Annotated in this window: 14 protein-coding genes and 3 tRNA genes; 14 read left to right on the forward strand and 3 right to left on the reverse strand. The window is 53.4% G+C overall.

Annotated elements, in window-relative coordinates; genetic code table 11:
- Positions 1-165: 165 nt before the first annotated feature.
- The 3 genes from narL to QJT81_07385 are packed head-to-tail and all read right to left on the reverse strand — an operon-like array spanning position 166 to position 4,368.
- Positions 166-816: a two-component system response regulator NarL gene (gene narL / locus QJT81_07375; protein ID WGZ95800.1), complete on the reverse strand. Its 651-nt coding sequence runs from the start codon at positions 814-816 to the stop codon at positions 166-168.
- The gene (locus QJT81_07380) at positions 806-2,683 is read right to left on the reverse strand and encodes a type IV pili methyl-accepting chemotaxis transducer N-terminal domain-containing protein (protein ID WGZ95801.1); all 1,878 of its coding nucleotides are present in this window, start codon (positions 2,681-2,683) and stop codon (positions 806-808) included. The genes narL and QJT81_07380 overlap by 11 nt, the downstream gene beginning before the upstream one ends.
- A complete protein-coding gene (locus tag QJT81_07385) occupies positions 2,680-4,368 on the reverse strand; it encodes an AAA family ATPase (GenBank protein WGZ95802.1) in 1,689 nt (562 codons plus the stop codon). The genes QJT81_07380 and QJT81_07385 overlap by 4 nt, the downstream gene beginning before the upstream one ends.
- 107 nt (positions 4,369-4,475) lie before the next feature.
- Between QJT81_07385 and QJT81_07390 the strand changes: the two genes are divergently transcribed.
- The 14 genes from QJT81_07390 to QJT81_07455 all read left to right on the forward strand — a co-directional run bounded on the left by QJT81_07390 (position 4,476) and on the right by QJT81_07455 (position 19,717).
- Positions 4,476-4,751 carry a hypothetical protein gene (locus tag QJT81_07390; protein ID WGZ95803.1) on the forward strand — a complete coding sequence of 92 codons (276 nt, stop codon included), beginning with the start codon at positions 4,476-4,478 and terminating at the stop codon, positions 4,749-4,751.
- 207 nt (positions 4,752-4,958) lie between these two features.
- A complete protein-coding gene (locus QJT81_07395) occupies positions 4,959-6,215 on the forward strand; it encodes a nitrate/nitrite transporter (GenBank protein ID WGZ95804.1) in 1,257 nt (418 codons plus the stop codon).
- A gap of 15 nt (positions 6,216-6,230) precedes the next feature.
- Positions 6,231-7,838, forward strand: a complete 1,608-nt coding sequence (locus QJT81_07400) for an MFS transporter (protein ID WGZ95805.1) — start codon at positions 6,231-6,233, stop codon at positions 7,836-7,838.
- A gap of 66 nt (positions 7,839-7,904) precedes the next feature.
- Positions 7,905-8,297: a TusE/DsrC/DsvC family sulfur relay protein gene (locus QJT81_07405; GenBank protein ID WGZ95806.1), complete on the forward strand. Its 393-nt coding sequence runs from the start codon at positions 7,905-7,907 to the stop codon at positions 8,295-8,297.
- A 5-nt stretch (positions 8,298-8,302) separates the two neighbouring features.
- Positions 8,303-12,055, forward strand: a complete 3,753-nt coding sequence (locus tag QJT81_07410) for a nitrate reductase subunit alpha (GenBank protein ID WGZ95807.1) — start codon at positions 8,303-8,305, stop codon at positions 12,053-12,055.
- Positions 12,052-13,605, forward strand: coding sequence for a nitrate reductase subunit beta (gene narH, locus QJT81_07415; protein ID WGZ95808.1), 1,554 nt, complete (start codon positions 12,052-12,054; stop codon positions 13,603-13,605). Before QJT81_07410 ends, narH begins: the two co-directional genes overlap by 4 nt.
- The gene (narJ, locus tag QJT81_07420) at positions 13,602-14,285 is read left to right on the forward strand and encodes a nitrate reductase molybdenum cofactor assembly chaperone (GenBank protein ID WGZ95809.1); all 684 of its coding nucleotides are present in this window, start codon (positions 13,602-13,604) and stop codon (positions 14,283-14,285) included. The genes narH and narJ overlap by 4 nt, the downstream gene beginning before the upstream one ends.
- A 1-nt stretch (position 14,286) precedes the next feature.
- Positions 14,287-14,964 carry a respiratory nitrate reductase subunit gamma gene (gene narI, locus QJT81_07425; GenBank protein WGZ95810.1) on the forward strand — a complete coding sequence of 226 codons (678 nt, stop codon included), beginning with the start codon at positions 14,287-14,289 and terminating at the stop codon, positions 14,962-14,964.
- Positions 14,965-14,967: 3 nt separating this feature from the next.
- A complete protein-coding gene (locus QJT81_07430) occupies positions 14,968-15,780 on the forward strand; it encodes a peptidylprolyl isomerase (GenBank protein WGZ95811.1) in 813 nt (270 codons plus the stop codon).
- Positions 15,781-15,944: 164 nt separating this feature from the next.
- Positions 15,945-17,309 (forward strand): 23S rRNA (uracil(1939)-C(5))-methyltransferase RlmD, encoded by a 1,365-nt coding sequence (rlmD, locus tag QJT81_07435; GenBank protein ID WGZ95812.1) that lies wholly within the window; start codon positions 15,945-15,947, stop codon positions 17,307-17,309.
- 22 nt (positions 17,310-17,331) lie between these two features.
- The gene (gene ligA, locus QJT81_07440; GenBank protein ID WGZ95813.1) at positions 17,332-19,341 is read left to right on the forward strand and encodes an NAD-dependent DNA ligase LigA; all 2,010 of its coding nucleotides are present in this window, start codon (positions 17,332-17,334) and stop codon (positions 19,339-19,341) included.
- A gap of 72 nt (positions 19,342-19,413) precedes the next feature.
- Positions 19,414-19,488, forward strand: a tRNA-Gly gene (locus QJT81_07445).
- Between the two features lie 50 nt (positions 19,489-19,538).
- Positions 19,539-19,613, forward strand: a tRNA-Gly gene (locus QJT81_07450).
- Positions 19,614-19,643: 30 nt separating this feature from the next.
- Positions 19,644-19,717 (forward strand) — tRNA-Cys (locus tag QJT81_07455).
- Positions 19,718-19,817 lie beyond the last annotated feature (100 nt).

Genomic DNA, 19,817 nt, shown 5'->3' on the forward strand with positions numbered 1-19,817 from the left:
ACAATACTTTTAAGCCTATGTCTGCCACGATTGCTTTTTTGATAAAACAACCATGCCAGTATGGTTATACGTTTTGGATAGCAAAATGGGGTTAAATGCTCTTGCCTAGATATTAGCTCTTTTTAAATAAGCTGCATTGGTTTGGCGATAATTTATTCGTGCTTACTATTCCTGCTGATCCACAAACCACACCGCTGCTTCTACCCGCGACCGCAGGTTGAGTTTGCGTAGTAAATGCTTAACGTGAACTTTGACCGTGCCTTCGGTAATGCCCAGTTCCCTCGCGACCAGTTTGTTGCTTTTGCCTGCCGCGATCCGCTCCAAAATACGCTGTTCCTGCTCGGTCAAACCGGCTTCGGAGCTGGTTTTGGGGTGAATCGCGTCGTGGCGCATGGCGTGTGCCAGCAAGTTGATCAGGCGTTCGGTCAGGGTAATCCGGCCTGCTGCCGCTTCCGCCAGCTTTTCCACCAAATCTTCGGGTTCCATTTCCTTGAGCAAATAGCCGTCTGCACCCGCACGTAACGCTGCCACCAAATCACTCGCCTGATCGGAAACGGTCAGCATCACTACCCGTGCATCGCTGCCAGAGGCTTTGATGACTTTCAACACCTCAATGCCGCTCATGTCCTTCATGTTCAGGTCGAGCAGGATCATGTCAGGGGCAAGCTCCAATGCCATGTTGATGCCCTCCTGCCCGTAGGAGGCTTCGCCGACGATGATGAAATCAGGAACCATATTGACCAAATAGCGCACGCCTTTGCGAAACAAGGGATGATCGTCCACGATCAGCAGGCTTTGCGGGGTTTCAGGCGGCATGGACAATCCTTGTTTTGGGGGTGAAATCGAGTTGTACGCAAGTACCGCCGTTCGTGCGCGGTAAATATTGCAGTATGCCATGCAAGGCGCGGGCGCGTTCGTCCATAATCGCCATGCCGTAATGGTGCAGGTTGGCGGTTTTTTGGATACCTGCGCCGTCATCTTCGATGCGCAATTGCAGGCTATTGTTATCGTCTTGGCGTTGCAACGATACCCACGCTTGGCTGGCGTGCGCGTGTTTGAGGGTATTGGATAAGGCTTCGCGCACGATTTGCAACAGGTGAATTTCTTCGTTGGGGGTCAGGTTGAGGTTGCCTAGACTGACCTCCAGCGCAATCGGCAAGTTGCCGCGTTCGGCAAATTCGGTGGTGGTTTGTGCCAGTGCCATGCCTAAATCGTCGTCTTCCATACGCAAACGGAAGGTGGAGAGCAACTCGCGCAATTGCTGGTAGGAACTGTTGAGTCCATCGCGTAATTCTTCCAACGCGGCGGTGACTTCGGTGGTATCCGCCGGATTTTTTACAGCAGTGCGCAAGCGGCTGACTTGGATTTTCATGTACGCCAGCGATTGCGCCAAGGAATCGTGCAGTTCGCGGGCGATGACGGCACGTTCTTCCAGCAAGGAAACGCGGCGGTGCTGTTCGCTGCGTTGTTCGGAGGCAATGGTGACACCGATGTGGCGCGACAGGGCTTCCAGCAATTGCACTTGCCAGCGTTCGGCGGTGGTGTTGGCGGGGACATCGACAGCTAACATGCCGTAGCGTTTTTCTGCATCGGTAAGCGGCATCCGCAAGATTTGGCGACCGTCGGGGAGCGTGTCCATGCGGGCGGCGTGCGGGTCGTGGCATTCGGCGCAACTGTTGGCGCGTTGGCACAGGGGGCTTTTGCCATCACTGGCGGTGGTGGCGACGACATCGCCTTGTTGGTCGTTGTCTTCTTTGAGGCAAATCGTGCCATTGCCCAAGCCCAGCACCGCTTCGGCATCTTTCAACACGTTGTGGAAAACGGCGCGGTCGGGGGCAATGCCGTGCAAACGGGTGATGGAGCGGTACAGCAAATCCAGCGAACGGTTGCTGCGGGTAAGTTCGGCGGTTTTTTGTTCGACCCGTGCTTCAAGGTCTTGGTAAAGTTTGGAGAGATCTTCTGCCATAAGGTTAAAGGCTTTTCCCAATTGCCCGATTTCGTCTTCACCGCCGAGTTCGGTACGCACTGCGAGATTGCCTTGGCGAATCTGGTCGGTTAGTCCCAATAGCCCTTTGAGCGGGGTGACGAGAATGTTATTGACCAAGTAAATGGAGAGGATGACGGCGAGGATCGTGCCAATCACGGCAACGCCTAAAATGACCCGTAACACGAAAATTTTGGCTTCGGTGGCTTCTTCAATTTGCTTGACCAAATCATTGATGTGGGCAACGAATTGCGGGATGGCATCAAGTAACGCGGTATCGGCGGCAGTGGTGGTGCTCGTGGTCAGCAAGGGAATGAGGTCGGGTTTGATGCGTTGTTGCCAGTCGGTTTCGACTTGCCGATACACTTGTTTGAGCGGGGTGGTTTCGTCGGCGGGCAATACGGAGAGGATCGAGTTCGCCGCCAAATCGGTTTCAAAGCGTTGGATGGCTTGCTGCAAGTCGCTGCGGTGCGTGGGGTTGGGGTCATGCAGGATGCGTTGGTAGAATGATGCCATGCGCCAGCTTTGCATCCGCAAACTTCCGGCAACGTTGATGGCTTCGCCGTTGCCTTGGGTGGTTTCCGCGACCATCCATGACGTGGACATGCCGACAATCGCCAGAACCGTGATGGCAGCGATCATCCCGCCCAGCCGTAGCAGCAAGGAATTTGGGAGTTTTTTCCACAGAATGCGGTTCACTTTTCTTTCACGACCTCGACATCTTCTCCATTGGTGAGTACTACCCACACGCTGAGTTTGGGAAGCACCGCAATGGTCGGTAATTGCAAATACTCGTGTACCTGCTCAATGCCTTCTTGCCGCTTGGCATTCCAACCTTCAGCTTTGGCAGATTTTTTCGCGTATTTCAGTTCGATCAAATGCTGATGTGGAACGCTATAGGGGCTGCGTTCCAGCAGTAAAATATCGGGGTAACGCTGATTCATTTCACGTTCGCTCTGGATGAAGTACACCGGAGATTGGTAAAGCAACGTCAGTAAGAGCGTTTTGACGTGTTTTTCATCCATTTTGACAAAATCACGGTTGGACAGTAGCTGCAAAACGCCTTGCATTTCATTGATCAGCGGTTGGATGTCATCGTGCAAAGCCAGCGTTTCAATGGCTTGCAGCACCGCCTGATCAGGAATGCGGATTTGATTACGGCGTTCCAGTTCGACCTTGAAATACTGAAAGTACAGTTCGCGGATAACGTGATTGGGGATAGTAAAGACGGTCTGGGTCAAGGTGCTGCCCGCGATAGTGACAAACCCCATGTAGGCTAACAGGCTGATGAAATCGTCACGGTTGAAGGCTTTATCCAGTTCAAACTTGCGTTGTTGTTGTGCGGTTACTGTGCCTACGTTGATGAGTTCATCCAGCACTTGATAATTGGCTTCACGGTCGCCGATGTGGAATAACGCCATGATTTTACGGTAATCCGAGGCGATATTGTCATCCAACATCAGCTCAGGGTAGGCACAACTCTCCATCCTGAAGTTATCAAGGAAATACAATACCATGTTGGCGTTGTAGACGGTTTCTGTGGCTTTGGAGTGAAAGCGGTAGCCGTTATACCAGTGCGCCATGTCACCGAGTAATGTGTCAGCATCCAGCTTGCATTGCTCAACCAGCGGTTGTAACAGGCTAATGACTTCGGTCTGGGTGAATCCCATAGCGGTGTTGAAGTCGTGGTGTAGTGAAAGGTTTTTACCGATGTTAAAACCGCTAGTTAGGCTATCAAGCATTAGCGGCGTAACGCCTGTGATGAACAGCCTGTCTACCGTGCCGCGTTGGGTTGCCGTTTTGATGGTTTCGTAAAAACTACGCACGAACCCACCTTTGCCCATAACGCTTTGGAACAAGCCTTGGTCTTCAGCGAGGAGTGCGTTGGCAAAGTGGTCGTATTCGTCGATCAGCAGCAGGATTTTCTGGTTACTCGCCAAGGTGAACACATATTTCATCTTGTCCGCAGGTGTTTGGTAGTTTGCCAACCCCACTATTGCGGCATCCCCATAGCCGTAGCGTTCGAGAAATGCCTGCAAGTGCAGGCTGGTATTGGCATTGAAACCATTAAATACCTGTGCGTGGCTACCTGTCTCAATCCCGCTGAACTCCATGAACAGCACCTGATAGGTGTTTTTTAATGGGGTTGGGTGCTGACCGATGTAGAGCTTGCCAAACAGCGCCGCGAATTCATCCGTGCGTTGCACATCGTAGTAATGTTCCAGCATCGAAATGAACAGGCTTTTACCGAAACGGCGCGGGCGCAACAGAAAGTGGTAGCTGCCATGATCCTCCAGCTTAGCGATGTAAGCTGTTTTGTCGATGTAGATGAAACCTTGGCTGATGACTTTCTTGAAGTTACTTTCGCCGTAGGGAGTTTTCATGGGTGTTCCTGCGTGTGGCTGCATGGGGCAATCATAGCATTTCCGCCGAAGCGTTGCTGTAGTTGCCATGCCACCTGCTTCGTAGCCAAAACGTGCAACGGGAATGTATGGCTAAGTCTGGTGAAGATAGCGAGCGCATCCAGCAAGCGATTGATAGCCAACAATTGCAAGTCATCTCCAGTGATGCCATCTCCTCTATGGTTTTGCCCCGTAGCTTAGGTGATGGGGAAAAAGAAGCCATTTGTCTGGCAATTCAACATGAAAACTCCCTGCTGATCGTGGATGACCAGCTAGCGCGTCGGCAAGCTGCGAAATTAGGGCTGACGTTTATCGGTTTGGTGCGTTTGCTGGCGATTGCCGAGCAGCAAGGTATGGTGGATTAGAAGGTGTACCACCTCTATGCCGCCACCACCAAAATCCAATCAGAGCCTTAATGAAAATTCAAATTAAAACAGTTGCTTAGATAATTTTCCATGTACCACTAAAGTGGTATTTTCTATCCTTTACCCACCATTACCCCCACTAGAATCAGGAATTCATCAGCCTAGAATCACCTTGAAACCACTAACGGTTTTGTTACGAGGTGAATTATGGCAACGCAGCAATACAAGGCATGGTCGGTCGTCATCATGAGTACGCTGGCTTTTACGGTGTGCTTCATGATCTGGATGATGTTTGCCGTCATCGGGATTCCTATCAAGGCAACCTTGGGTCTGAACGAAACCCAGTTCGGGATTTTGATCGCAACACCGGTACTGACCGGCTCGTTGATCCGTGTGCCGCTAGGGATGTGGACGGATAAATTCGGTGGGCGCATCGTGTTCACCATTCTGATGCTATCCACGGTGCTGCCGATCTGGATGATTTCGCAGGCAACCCAATTCTGGCATTTCCTCGTAACCGGCTTGTTTGTCGGCGTAGCGGGTGGTTCATTCACGGTCGGTATCGCCTATTGCGCCCGCTGGTTTCCGAAGGAACGCCAAGGCTTGGCGATGGGGATTTTCGGCGCAGGCAATACCGGCGCGGCTGTCACCAAGTTGCTTGCGCCCATTATTGTGGTGGGCTATGGCTGGACGATGGTGCCCAAAGTCTACGCCGTGTTGATGCTGGTTATGGCGATTGTGTTCTGGTTTTTCACCTTCAGCGAACCGAGCCACAAAGTGGGTAAATCGGTCACGGTGCGCGAACAGCTTGCGGTATTCAAAGACCCCAAGGTGTGGCGTTACAGCCAATATTATTCCATCGTGTTCGGCGGCTACGTTGCGCTGGCGTTGTGGATGACCAAATATTATGTCAGCGAATACGGTTTCGACCTGAAAACTGCTGCGTTTTTAGCCGCCGCGTTCAGTATTCCTGGCGGTTTGTTGCGGGCGGTCGGTGGTTATTTCTCCGACAAACTCGGCGCACACACCATGACTTGGTGGGTATTGTGGGTGTCACTGGTGTGCTTGTTCTTCCTGTCTTACCCGCAAAGCGACATTACGATTCAAACCCTGAATGGGGCAAAAACCTTTCACTTCGGGCTGACCCCGACCGTCTTCACCATCATCCTGTTTACCCTTGGCGTGGTTTTCGCTGTCGGTAAAGCCTCGGTTTTCAAGTACATATCCGACGATTACCCCGACAACATTGGCGTGGTATCCGGCGTGGTGGGCTTGGCGGGCGGTTTGGGTGGTTTCCTGATGCCGATCATGTTTGGCGCATTGGTGGATCTCACCGGCATTCGCTCTTCCGCCTTCATGCTGATGTTCGGAATCGTGTGGGTATCGCTGATGTGGATGTATTTCACCGAAGTGCGCCCGGTTCATGCCGATTTACACGCAAAGTCCCTCACCACAACCGTTTAACGCGAGGAATACCTGATGACTGATATTAAAAATTGGGACGTGGAAGACACCACGTTCTGGGAAAGCACCGGCAAGAAGATTGCCAACCGCAATTTGTGGATTTCGATCCCCAGTCTGTTGATGGGATTTGCCATCTGGTTGATGTGGGGAATTATTACCGTACAGATGTCGAATCTGGGCTTTCCGTTTAAGACCGAAGAATTGTTTACCTTGACTGCTATTGCTGGTTTGTCGGGCGCGACCCTGCGGATTCCGGCTTCGTTTTTCATTCGTATTGCGGGTGGGCGTAACACCATTTTCCTGACCACGGCCTTGCTGATGATTCCGGCATTAGGCACGGGGATCGCCTTGCAGGATAAAGATACGCCGCTGCTGACATTCCAATTGTTGGCACTGCTTTCCGGTATCGGTGGCGGTAACTTTGCCTGCTCGATGTCGAATATCAGCACGTTTTTCCCGAAGCGTTTGCAGGGCACAGCATTGGGCTTGAACGCGGGTTTGGGTAATTTCGGTGTGACTACCATGCAAATCCTCATTCCCTTGGTGATGACGATGGGCGTGTTTGGTGTGTTGGGTGGTGATTCTTTGCCACTGGCGAAAGATTCCGGCTGGATTCTGGGCAAGATTACTGCCGGAACACAAACCTGGATTCAAAACGCGGGTTTGGTGTGGCTGGTGTTCCTGATTCCTTTGGCGTTTTTCGGCTTCTTTGGCATGAATAATCTGCTGCCGATTTCCCCGAACATTGGCGGCACGATTCCGGCGTTTATCAAAATCCTGTGGTTGTATGGCTTGGCGTTGGCAACTTCCGTCTTGGGTTTGTACCTCTACTTACCTGCACCCACAGGCTTAGGGGTGCTCAATATGTGGATTGCATTGCCACTGACCATCATCCTGACCTTGGGTGTGATGAAACTGGCAGCTTTTGGTGAGATGAAAGCCAATATCAGCAAGCAATTTGCGATTTTCAGCAACAAGCATACTTGGTCAATGACCGTGTTGTATGTGCTGACGTTCGGTTCATTCATTGGTTTTTCAATGGCTTTGCCGCTGTCCATCAATGTCATTTTCGGGAATACCCATGTGTTTGATGCGACAACGCAAGCGTGGGTACACGCGAAAAATCCGAATGCGATTGCGGTATTTGCTTACGCATGGATTGGCCCGTTCGTGGGGGCATTGATTCGTCCCATCGGTGGTTGGATTTCTGACAAGGTGGGCGGATCTATCGTGACGCAAGTCATTTCAGTGGTGATGGTCGCGGCTTCTGCTTACGCGGGTTACATCATGATGCAGGCTTACCAGTCCGCTACCCCGGAAATCTATTTCAACCAGTTTTTGATCACGTTTGTGGTGTTGTTTGCTGCTACCGGTATTGGTAACGGCTCTACCTTCCGTACCGTTGGGGTCATCTTTGACCGCCTGCAAGCAGGGCCGGTATTGGGCTGGACTTCAGCGGTAGCCGCTTACGGTTCGTTCATTGCGCCGGTGGTGATTGGCGACCAGATCAAAGCGGGTTCACCGGAAAACGCGATGTATGGCTTTGCGATTTTCTACGCGCTCTGCCTGATTTTGAACTGGTGGTTTTATCTGCGCAGTGGCAGCGAGATCAAGAATCCTTAAACCGAAGAACCCCTCACCCCAACCCCTCTCCCGCAAGGGGCGAGGGGCTAAGAATAGGAGCTAAACATGGCAATTCAACAGTATGACGACAATCTGCAAACCAACCCTTACGCGATTTATACCTTGGCGTTGGAAGTGGATGGCAAGCAAGTTCTCACCGATCAGGAAGGCTACATCCAGAACATGGATGACTGGAGCGAAGGTTTCGTGGAAGCCCTCGCCGAACGTGAAGGCTTGGTGCTGACCGACGAACATTGGGAAATCATCGAGTTCCTGCGCAACTACCATCAGGAACACGGCGTGCAAGCCCCGGTGCGCGACATGCTCAAGCACTTCAAGCAAGCGTGGGGTGAAGAGTTTGCCACCAATCATTACCTGCATGAAATTTTCCCCAAAGGCGGCCCGCAAAAGCAGGGCAATCGTCTGGCGGGTATCCGTAGAACCAAAGGGGAGCATTGATTGCCATGAGCCACTTTATTGACCGCCTGAATTTTTTCAAACGTACCCAAACGCCATTTTCCAACGGGCATGGGGCGATGACCGAGGAAAGCCGCGACTGGGAAGACGGCTACCGCAAACGCTGGCAGCACGACAAGGTGGTACGTTCCACCCACGGCGTAAACTGCACGGGTTCGTGTAGCTGGAAAATCTACGTGAAAAACGGCTTGGTGACGTGGGAAACCCAGCAAACAGACTACCCGCGTACCCGCCCTGATTTGCCGAATCATGAGCCGCGTGGCTGTCCGCGTGGCGCAAGCTATTCGTGGTATATGTACAGCGCGAACCGCCTCAAATACCCCTTGATGCGCCGCCAGTTAATGGAATTGTGGCGTTCTGCCAAAGCGAAAAACCCTGATCCGGTCACGGCGTGGGAGTCCATCGTTGAAAATCCAACCACGGCGCAATCTTACAAAACCCGGCGCGGTTTGGGTGGTTTCGTGCGTTCCAACTGGGATGAAGTGAATGAGCTGATTGCAGCGGCGAATGTGTATACCGCCAAACAATACGGCCCGGATCGCGTGATTGGTTTCTCTCCGATTCCGGCAATGTCGATGGTGTCGTATGCGGCGGGTAGCCGTTACCTGTCGTTGATTGGTGGCGTGTGTTTGAGCTTCTACGATTGGTATTGCGACTTGCCGCCTGCGTCGCCGATGGTGTGGGGCGAGCAGACCGACGTTCCCGAATCTGCCGACTGGTACAACAGCAGCTACATCATTGCGTGGGGTTCTAACGTTCCGCAAACCCGTACTCCTGACGCGCATTTCTTTACCGAAGTGCGTTACAAAGGCACGAAAACGGTGGCGATTACGCCGGACTACGCGGAAGTTGCCAAACATGCCGACCAATGGCTGAACCCGAAACAGGGCACGGATGCGGCGTTGGCAATGGCGTTTGGACACGTCATTCTCAAAGAATTCCACGTTGATAAGCCTAGCGAGTATTTCACCGATTACGTGCGCCGTTACACCGACTGGCCGAATCTGGTGTTGCTGGAAGCGCGGGACGATGGCAGTTATCAAGCGGGACGCTTTGCGCGTGCCAGCGATTTCGTAGCGGGTTTGGGCGAAGAGCAAAACCCGGATTGGAAAACGGTGGCAATTGACGATGCCACGGGTGAAATCATTTCCCCGAATGGTTCTATCGGCTACCGCTGGGATGGTAGTGGGCAGTGGAATTTGCAACAGAAAGATGGCAAAACCCACGAAGATGTCAAACTGTCATTGTCCTTGGTTGAGCGTCACGATGAAGTGGTAGACGTTGCACTGCCTTATTTCGGCGGTGTGCCGAGCGATTATTTCCAAGGCAATACGCTGAAAGACATTCTCAAGTACAAGTTGCCTGCCCGCAAAGTGACCTTGGCGGATGGTAGCGAAGGCTTGCTGGTGTCGGTGTACGACCTGAACATGGTCAACTACGGTATCAGCCGTGGCTTGGGCGATGATGACAGTGCTAAAGGTTTCGACGATGCCAAAGCGCCGTACACACCCGCATGGCAGGAAGCAATTACCGGCGTACCGCGTGACAAAGTGATCCGTATTGCGCGGGAATTTGCCGATACCGCCGACAAGACCAAGGGCAAGTCGATGATTATCGTTGGCGCGGGCATGAACCACTGGTATCACATGGACATGAACTACCGTGGCTTGATCAATATGCTCGCCATGTGCGGCTGTGTTGGGCAATCTGGCGGTGGCTGGGCGCATTACGTCGGGCAGGAAAAGCTGCGTCCGCAAACCGGCTGGTTGCCGCTGGCGTTTGGGCTGGACTGGAGTCGTCCACCACGGCAAATGAATAGCACGTCGTTCTTCTACAACCATTCCAGCCAATGGCGTTACGAAAAGCTGGAAATCAAGGAAATCCTTTCCCCGCTGGCGAACAAAGCGCGTCAATCCGGCAACTTGATTGACTACAACGTGCGGGCAGAACGCATGGGCTGGTTGCCTTCCGCACCCCAGCTCAATACCAACCCGTTGCGCATTGCCCAAGCCGCGAAAGATGCGGGCATGAGTCCGGCGGATTACACCGTTGCCAGCCTCAAATCCGGCAAGATCGCGTTTGCGGCGGAAGACCCCGATAACGCGCAAAACTTCCCGCGCAACCTGTTCGTGTGGCGTTCCAACTTACTGGGTTCATCCGGCAAAGGGCATGAATACTTGCTCAAGTATTTGCTGGGCACAAAGCACGGCGTGCAAGGCAAAGACCTCGGCGAAATGGGAGGGGTGAAACCGCAAGAAGTGAAGTGGCATCAAGACGCGCCCGAAGGCAAACTCGATTTGCTGGTGACGCTCGATTTCCGCATGTCCACCACCTGCTTGTATTCCGACATCGTGCTGCCGACCGCGACGTGGTACGAAAAGGATGACCTGAATACCTCCGACATGCACCCGTTCATTCACCCGCTGACCGCCGCCGTTGACCCGTCATGGGAAGCACGCAGCGACTGGGAAATCTACAAAGGCATTGCCAAGGAATTCTCACGGGTATGCGTCGGGCATTTGGGCGTGGAAACCGATTTGGTGACACTGCCATTGTTGCACGATGCGCCAGCCGAACTCGGTCAAGCCTTCGGCGTGAAGGACTGGAAAAAAGGCCAATGCGACCTGATTCCGGGCAAAACCGCGCCCGCGTTGATTGCGGTCGAACGTAATTACCCCGAAACCTACGCCCGCTTCACTTCCATTGGCCCCTTGATGGAAAAGCTCGGTAACGGCGGCAAAGGCATCGGCTGGAATACCGAAACCGAAATCGCCTTCCTCGGCAAGCTCAACCACCAGCACACCAGCGGTACGAATGAAGGTCGTCCGTGCCTGAACACTGCGATTGATGCGGCGGAAATGATCCTCTCACTTGCCCCCGAAACCAACGGGCAAGTGGCGGTGAAAGCGTGGGCAGCCTTGTCGAAAATTACCGGCATTGACCACACCCACCTCGCCTTGAACAAGGAAGACGAGAAAATTCGCTTCCGCGACATCGTGGCACAACCACGCAAAATCATTTCCAGCCCTACTTGGTCGGGTCTGGAAGACGAGCATGTGTCGTACAACGCGGGTTATACCAACGTACACGAGCTGATTCCGTGGCGCACTTTGACGGGTCGGCAACAGTTTTATCTTGACCATGACTGGATGCGTGATTTCGGTGAAAGCATGTTGGTGTATCGCCCGCCGATCAACACCAAGACCATCAAGCCGATGCTCAACCAAAAGTCCAACGGCAACCCCGAACTGGCATTGAACTGGATTACCCCGCACCAAAAATGGGGCATCCACTCTACTTACACCGACAATTTGCTGATGCTCACGCTGTCACGCGGCGGGCCGATTGTGTGGATGAGTGAAGACGATGCCAAACAACTGGGCATTGTCGATAACGACTGGATCGACCTGTTCAACGCCAACGGTGCAATTGCAGCGCGGGCAGTGGTCAGCCAGCGCGTCATGCCGGGGATGGTGATGATGTACCACGCGCAAGAGCGCATTGTGAACGTACCTGGTTCGGCGATTACCGGCGAACGCGGCGGCATTCATAACTCCGTCACTCGCGTTTGCCCGAAACCGACGCACATGATCGGCGGTTACGCGCAACAGGCTTACGGCTTCAACTACTACGGCACGGTCGGCTCTAACCGCGATGAATTCGTCATTGTGCGCAAGATGACCAACGTCGATTGGCTGGACGGCGAAGGTAATGACACGATTCAGGAGGCAGTAAAATGAAAATCCGTTCCCAAGTCGGCATGGTGCTGAATTTAGACAAGTGCATCGGCTGCCATACCTGCTCGATTACTTGCAAAAACGTCTGGACTTCACGCGAAGGCATGGAGTACGCATGGTTCAATAACGTCGAAACCAAACCGGGTATCGGTTATCCCAAAGAATGGGAGAATCAGGACAAGTGGAAAGGCGGCTGGTTACGTCGCGCCGATGGCAAGATTGAGCCGCGCATCGGCGGGCGGTTTCGGGTGCTGGCGAATATCTTTGCCAACCCGGATTTACCCGCGATTGACGATTATTACGAGCCGTTCGATTTCGATTACCAACACTTGCACAACGCACCGGATAGCAAGCATCAGCCGGTGGCACGCCCGCGCTCGCTGATTTCTGGGCAGCGTATGGACAAGATCGAATGGGGGCCAAACTGGGAAGAAATCCTCGGCACGGAATTTTCCAAACGCCGCAAGGATAAAAACTTCGACCAGATTCAGGCGGACATTTACGGTGAATTTGAAAACACCTTTATGTTTACCCTGCCACGTTTGTGCGAACACTGTTTGAATCCGGCGTGTGTCGCGTCTTGCCCCAGCGGTGCAATTTACAAGCGTGACGAAGACGGCATTGTGTTGATCGACCAAGACAAATGCCGGGGCTGGCGCATGTGCGTGAGTGGTTGCCCTTACAAAAAGATTTACTACAACTGGAAATCCGGCAAGTCCGAGAAGTGCATTTTCTGTTACCCACGCATTGAAGCGGGGATGCCGACGGTGTGTTCGGAAACCTGTGTGGGGCGTATCCGTTACCTTGGCGTATTGTTGTATGACGCGGATCAGATTGAGTCCGTCGCCAGCACACCCAACGAAAAGGATTTGTACAAAAAGCAGTTGGAGGTATTCCTTGACCCGTTTGACCCGAAGGTAATTGAGCAGGCGAAGAAAGACGGCATTCCTGACAATGTGCTGAAAGCCGCGCAAGAGTCCCCCGTGTGGAAGCTGGCGATGGATTGGAAGCTGGCACTGCCGTTGCACCCTGAATACCGTACCTTGCCAATGGTGTGGTATGTGCCGCCACTCTCCCCGATTCAATCAGCGGCGGATGCGGGCAAGATAGGCTATGACGGCGTATTGCCGGACGTGGACAGCTTGCGGATTCCGGTGCGTTACTTGGCGAATCTGTTGACAGCGGGTAATGAAGAGCCAGTGAAATTGGCACTCAAACGCCTGATGGCAATGCGCCAATACAAGCGGGCGGAAACCGTGGAAGGCATCCACGATACCCGTGCGTTGGAGCAAGTCGGTTTGTCCGAAGCGCAAGCTAAGGAAATGTACCGTTACCTCGCGATTGCCAATTACGAAGACCGTTACGTGATTCCGACCAGTCACCGCGAACTGGCACGCGAAGCCTTCCCCGAACGCGGCGGCTGCGGTTTCAGCTTCGGCGACGGTTGCGGCACTAGCACAGGAAATAACGAGGTCAACCTGTTCGGTGGGCGCAAGCAAACCGTGACAATGGTGCAGAAAATCGACTTCGTGAAGCAGGAGGTCAAGCCATGATCAAGATTTTTGCCGTACTGGCACGCTTAATGGATTACCCCACGGCGGAACTGATCGACGCGCGGAGTGCCTTGATTGACGTGGTGCGTGAAGAAACCCGTTTGCCGCAGAGCTTGCGCGATTCCCTGACCGCTTTTATCCAGCAACTGGGGACGGGCGATTTGCTGGATGCGCAGGAAGATTACGTGGCGCTGTTTGATCGCGGGCGTTCGCTGTCTTTGTTGCTGTTTGAACACGTTCACGGCGAATCGCGGGATCGCGGGCAGGCAATGGTGGATTTACTTCAGCAATACAGTGACGCGGGGCTGGAATTGAGTGTCAAGGAATTGCCGGATTACATCCCGTTGTATCTGGAATACCTCGCCACCCGCAGCGAAGCAGAAGCGGCGCAAGGCTTGGGTGATGTTCACCCGATTCTCGCGCTGTTATCGGCACGCTTGCAGGAGCGCGGCAGTAATTACCACCTGTTGTTTGATGCGTTGCTGGCGATGATTGGCATCCAGCCGAACATGGGGGAATTGCGCGGTAAAGTGGCAACTGAACCCCGCGACGATACCGCCGCTGCGATGGATAAGGTCTGGGAAGAGGAAATGGTCGCCTTTGTGGAAGACAAAGGCGCGTCGTGCCGACCCACCCAATCCACCAACCAAACCCACACGCTGCATTTTCGGGAGAACTGATATGTCTTACTTTGATTCACTTTTCTTTGGGCTGTACCCGTATGTGGCGGGTGCGGTGTTTCTGATTGGTAGCTGGCTGCGTTACGACCAAGCGCAATACACGTGGCGGGCGGGGTCTAGCCAGATGTTGAGCAACAGCGGAATGCGCGTGGCAAGTAATTTATTCCATGTGGGCATTCTGGTGATTTTCTTCGGGCATTTGGTGGGATTGCTGACCCCGCATTGGTTGTATGAACCGTTTATGTCGCCGGGGACGAAACAAGTGATGGCGATTCTCATTGGTGGGATTGCAGGGGCGGCTTGCTGGTATGGCGCGTTTTTGCTGTTCATGCGTCGCAAGAATGATGCACGGGTACGCGCTACGGGTTCAACAATGGACTTGGCGGTGATTGGTATTTTGCTGGTGCAAGTGACCCTTGGGTTGCTGACGATCATTCCGACTTTGGGGCATTTGGATGGCAGCAATATGCTGAAATTGGCGGAATGGGCGCAATCCATTGTGTTCTTTAAAGGCGGTGCGGCGGCGCATCTGGCGGATGTGGGTTTTATCTTTAAGCTGCACATTTTGCTGGGCTTGACCATTTTCCTGCTGTTCCCGTTTACGCGCTTGGTGCATATCTGGAGTGTGCCGGTGCAATACGTGAATCGTCAGTATCAAATCGTGCGGGCGCGGGGGTGATTTATGGAAGTTGAAACGTATACCCCCCACCCCAACCCTCCCCCGCAAGGGGTGAGGGAGCAAGAAGTTCGCGTTGGTGATCAAGTGCTGACGGAGGAGGCGATTGCGGAGGAGTTGCAATACCACCCAGCAGCACAATTGGATGAAGCATGGCAAGCAGCGGCAACCAGCTTGGTGGTGAAAACCTTGCTGGAACAACGCGCTGCACAACTGGGTATCGAAGCCGCTAGTGAAGAAGAACGCACAGCCCTGTTGTTGGAAAGGGATATGCAAGTACCCGATCCAACAGAGGCGCAGTGTCTTCACTATTTTCAGAGTAATCGGCAACGCTTTCAAACGCCGGTATTGTTGGCAGTGAGTCATATCTTGCTGCCCGCCGCGCCGGATGATGTGCAGCAACGTGACCAACAGCGCATTCTGGCGACGCAATTGCTACGGCAGTTGCAAGCTGACGCGGACAGCTTTACGGCATTAGCCCAGCAATATTCTGCCTGCCCGTCGTCGGGGCAGGGCGGCAGTTTGGGGCAGTTGTCGAAAGGGCAAACCGTGGAGGAATTTGAGCGGCAAGTATGGCGGTTGCCGGTCAGACTTGCCGAACAGCCGGTGGAAACTCGCTTTGGTTTCCATCTGGTGCGGGTCGATCAGCGTGTGGAAGGCGAGCCGTTGGAATATGAGCATGTGGCGACGCGCATCCGCCAGTATTTGCATGAGCAGGTGACGCGGCGGGCGTTGAGCCAATACTTGCAGGTATTGGGTGTGGAAATTGGTGTTGAGGGAATTGCCTTCAATGCTGCGGGTTCACCACTGGTGCAGTAAGTTTTTCACAGACCCTCCGAAACCGGTCGGAAGTAAGCCACTGACCGGGGGTGCGGGCGGTAGCAATATCGCCCGTTTTTATGTTGACGACAAATTCCCAAGCCGTTTTGCCGCTTGTGCTATCATCGGCGGCTTATATTTGAAGCCGCAGCGGAGGCGGGTGCATGAGCCGACACAGAAAACCCAAGAGCGTACAGAACAGCCCCTTAGTCGAAACCACCATCGAATCCCTTACTCTCGAAGGGCAAGGTGTCACCCACATTGACGGCAAAACCGTGTTCATCGACGGCGCATTGCCGGGTGAAACCGTCACCTTCCGCTACACGTCGCACAAGCAAAAGCACGACATCGGCAAGGTCGAAACCATCCTCACGCCATCGCCGGATCGTGTTGAACCCAAGTGCGAACACTTCGGTATCTGTGGCGCGTGTAGTTGGCAGCACATTTCACTGGAGGCGCAAATCCGCTACAAGCAACGCGCCATGCTCAGCAACCTCAAACACATTGGCAAAGCCGAGCCGGAAACCGTGTTTGCGCCACTGACGGCTGACGGCTGGGCATACCGCCGTAAAGCCCGCCTCGGTGCGAAATGGGTACGTAAAAAAGACAAAGCTCTCGTTGGTTTCCGTGAAAAAGAAGGCGGTTTCCTCGCCGAACTCAACCGTTGCGAAATTTTGCACCCTAGCATCGGCGAACACTTGCTCGACTTCCAAGCGCTGATTGCCAGTCTCGATGCTCGCGAATCTATCCCGCAAATCGAAGTCGCGGTAGGTGATGGCGACAATGCCACTGCGCTGATTTTCCGTCACATGGAAGAGCTTTCTGAAGGCGATACCGCCAAGCTGTTGGCGTTTGGCAAGCAATTCAACTACCAGATATATTTGCAGCCGAAAGGCCCTGAAACCGTGCATTGCCTCTATCGTCCCCTGAGCGAAGTCGAAGGGACTCCCTCAGAGCTGTACTACGAACACCCGCAATTCAACACACGGGTTAATTTCATGCCGCTGGACTTTATTCAAGTCAACCAGCCGCTGAACCGTGCAATGGTGGCACGTGCGCTCGAATTGCTTGCGCCCGAACCGACCGATACCGTGCTGGACTTGTTCTGCGGTTTAGGCAACTTCACCCTGCCATTGGCGCGAATGGCGGCGCAAGTCATCGGCGTGGAAGGCGAACAAACGATGGTAGAACGCGCGCGTGCGGCGGCTCATGCCAATGGCATTATGAATACCGATTACCACGTTTGTAATCTCATGGGCGACAAATTGCAGCACGAACCGTGGTTGAAGAAAAACCGTTACGACAAGATTTTGCTCGATCCACCGCGTGCGGGCGCGAAAGAAGTCATTGCCCACTTCGGCAAGCTCAATGCGGGGCGGATTGTATATGTTTCGTGTGATCCGGCAACCTTGGCACGGGATACTTACGAATTGGTGCATGAACATGGCTACCGTTTGGTGGGGGCGGGGGTGATGGATATGTTCCCGCATACCTCGCACGTTGAGTCGATTGCGGTGTTTGAAAAATAAGAGAAATAACAAGGGAAATCCCATGCAAGAAGTACAACAACAGCTTGAAACCCTGCGTGAACAACTGCGTTATCACAATCACCGTTACTACGTGCTGGACGACCCGGAAGTTCCCGACGTGGAATACGACCGCCTGTTCCGCGAGTTACAGGCGCTTGAGGCTGCGCATCCCGATCTGATCACCCCCGACTCGCCTACCCAGCGCGTTGGGGCTGCACCGTTAAGTGAGTTTGGCGAAATCAAACACGCTATCCCGATGCTATCGTTGGGCAATGTGTTCAGTGATGAAGAATTGCTGGCATTTGATAAACGCATTCATGACCGTCTCAAATCCGATGCGGAAACTGAATTCGTCGCCGAACCCAAACTCGATGGTTTGGCAATCAGCATTCTTTACGAAAATGGTGTATTCACCCGTGCGGCAACCCGTGGCGATGGCGAAACCGGCGAAGATGTTACCCACAACGTGCGTACTATTGCTTCCGTGCCCTTGCGTTTGTTGGGTGAAGGCTACCCGGCGGTGTTGGAAGTGCGCGGCGAAATCTACATGCCTAAAGCCGGGTTTGAAGCCTTCAATGCCAAAATGCGGGCATTGGGCGAAAAAACCTTCGTTAATCCGCGTAATGCCGCAGCAGGCAGTTTGCGCCAACTGGATCCGCGCCTCACCGCACAACGTCCGTTGGATATTTTTTGCTACGCGGTAGGGCAGGTTGAAGGTGGCATAGTGCCGGATAACCATTACGCGATTCTGCAACAATTCCGTGCGTGGGGGTTGCGGGTGTGCCCTGATATTCGCATCGTGCAGGGGGCGCAAGGCTGTCTGGAGTATTTCCGCGAGATTGGCGCACGGCGTAACAGTTTGCCCTATGACATCGACGGCGTGGTCTATAAAGTCAACAGCATTGCCACCCAACAAGAACTCGGTTTTATCAGCCGTGCGCCGCGTTGGGCAATGGCACACAAATTTCCCGCGCAGGAAGAAATCACTGAACTCGAGGGCGTTGATTTTCAGGTGGGGCGTACCGGCGCACTCACCCCCGTTGCCCGTCTCAAACCGGTATTCGTCGGCGGCGTGACTGTCAGCAATGCCACCTTGCACAATATGGATGAAATCGAGCGTAAGAATGTGCATATCGGCGATTTTGTGATCGTGCGCCGGGCTGGGGATGTGATTCCCGAAGTCGCCAGCGTGATCCTCGAACGTCGTCCTGCTGGTGCTGTACCGATAGTCATGCCCACGCATTGCCCGGTGTGCGGCTCAGAGGTGAAACGCCCCGAAGGTGAAGCCGTCGCCCGCTGTACTGGCGGATTGTATTGCCCCGCGCAAGTCAAAGAAGCCATCAAACACTTCGCCTCACGCAAAGCCCTGAACATCGACGGTTTAGGCGACAAAATGGTGGAACAATTGTTTGATGCCGGTTTGATCCGCCACGTTGACGACCTCTACAGTCTGGATGTGGAAGCCGTTGCCGCGTTGGAACGCATGGGCAAGAAATCCGCAGAGAATCTCATCGCAGCCTTGGAAAGCAGCAAATCCACCACGCTGGAACGCTTTATTTACGCGCTAGGCATCCGCAATGCAGGCGAAGGCACGGCCAAAGGTTTGGCACGTTATTTCGGCTCACTGGAAGCGATTCAAGCTGCCAACGAAGAAACCCTGAAACTCGTGCCTGATATTGGCGTGATCGTGGCGGCGAATGTTGCCCTGTTTTTCGCAGAAGCGCACAACCGCGATACCATCCAGCATTTGCGGGATTTGGGCGTGCATTGGGCGAACTACGAAGCCAAACCTGCCGAAGCCTTGCCATTAGCAGGCAAGACTTACGTGATTACCGGCACGCTCAGCCGTGCGCGTGAAGACATCAAAGCCGATCTGGAAGCGTTGGGAGCGAAAGTGTCGGGCAGCGTTTCCAAGAAAACCACGGCGTTGATTGCGGGCGAAAATGCGGGTTCAAAGCTGGACAAAGCGCAGAGCCTTGGGGTTGAAGTCTTGGATGAAAACGCTTTATCGGCTTTATTGAACCACTCATAACGTCATTGTAAAAAAAAACGCTTCACAGGTTGACAGAATCAGCGCTGATCTTTACTATTCGCAACCTGTTCAGCGGGAATAGCTCAGTGGTAGAGCACAACCTTGCCAAGGTTGGGGTCGCGAGTTCGAGCCTCGTTTCCCGCTCCAAATTCAAAGAAAGTACGCATACCATCCGTGCTTTTTGTAGCAAGTCAAATGCGGGAATAGCTCAGTGGTAGAGCACAACCTTGCCAAGGTTGGGGTCGCGAGTTCGAGCCTCGTTTCCCGCTCCAATTTTCTAACAGTGGTTTACCCACAACTCAGGCTGAATAGCATAGTGGTAATGCACCGGATTGCAAATCCGAGTACCTCAGTTCGATTCTGAGTTCAGCCTCCATCTGTATACTTCCTCCAAAATCATAGAAGCACTTCCTGATGACTGTCTGTGTTCCCTGTAGCCTTAGCATGGGAGTACAAGAAATCCAGTTCCTTGTACT

Origin of the sequence: Candidatus Thiothrix putei, assembly GCA_029972225.1 — a bacterium.
In the GTDB taxonomy this organism is placed as follows: domain Bacteria; phylum Pseudomonadota; class Gammaproteobacteria; order Thiotrichales; family Thiotrichaceae; genus Thiothrix; species Thiothrix putei.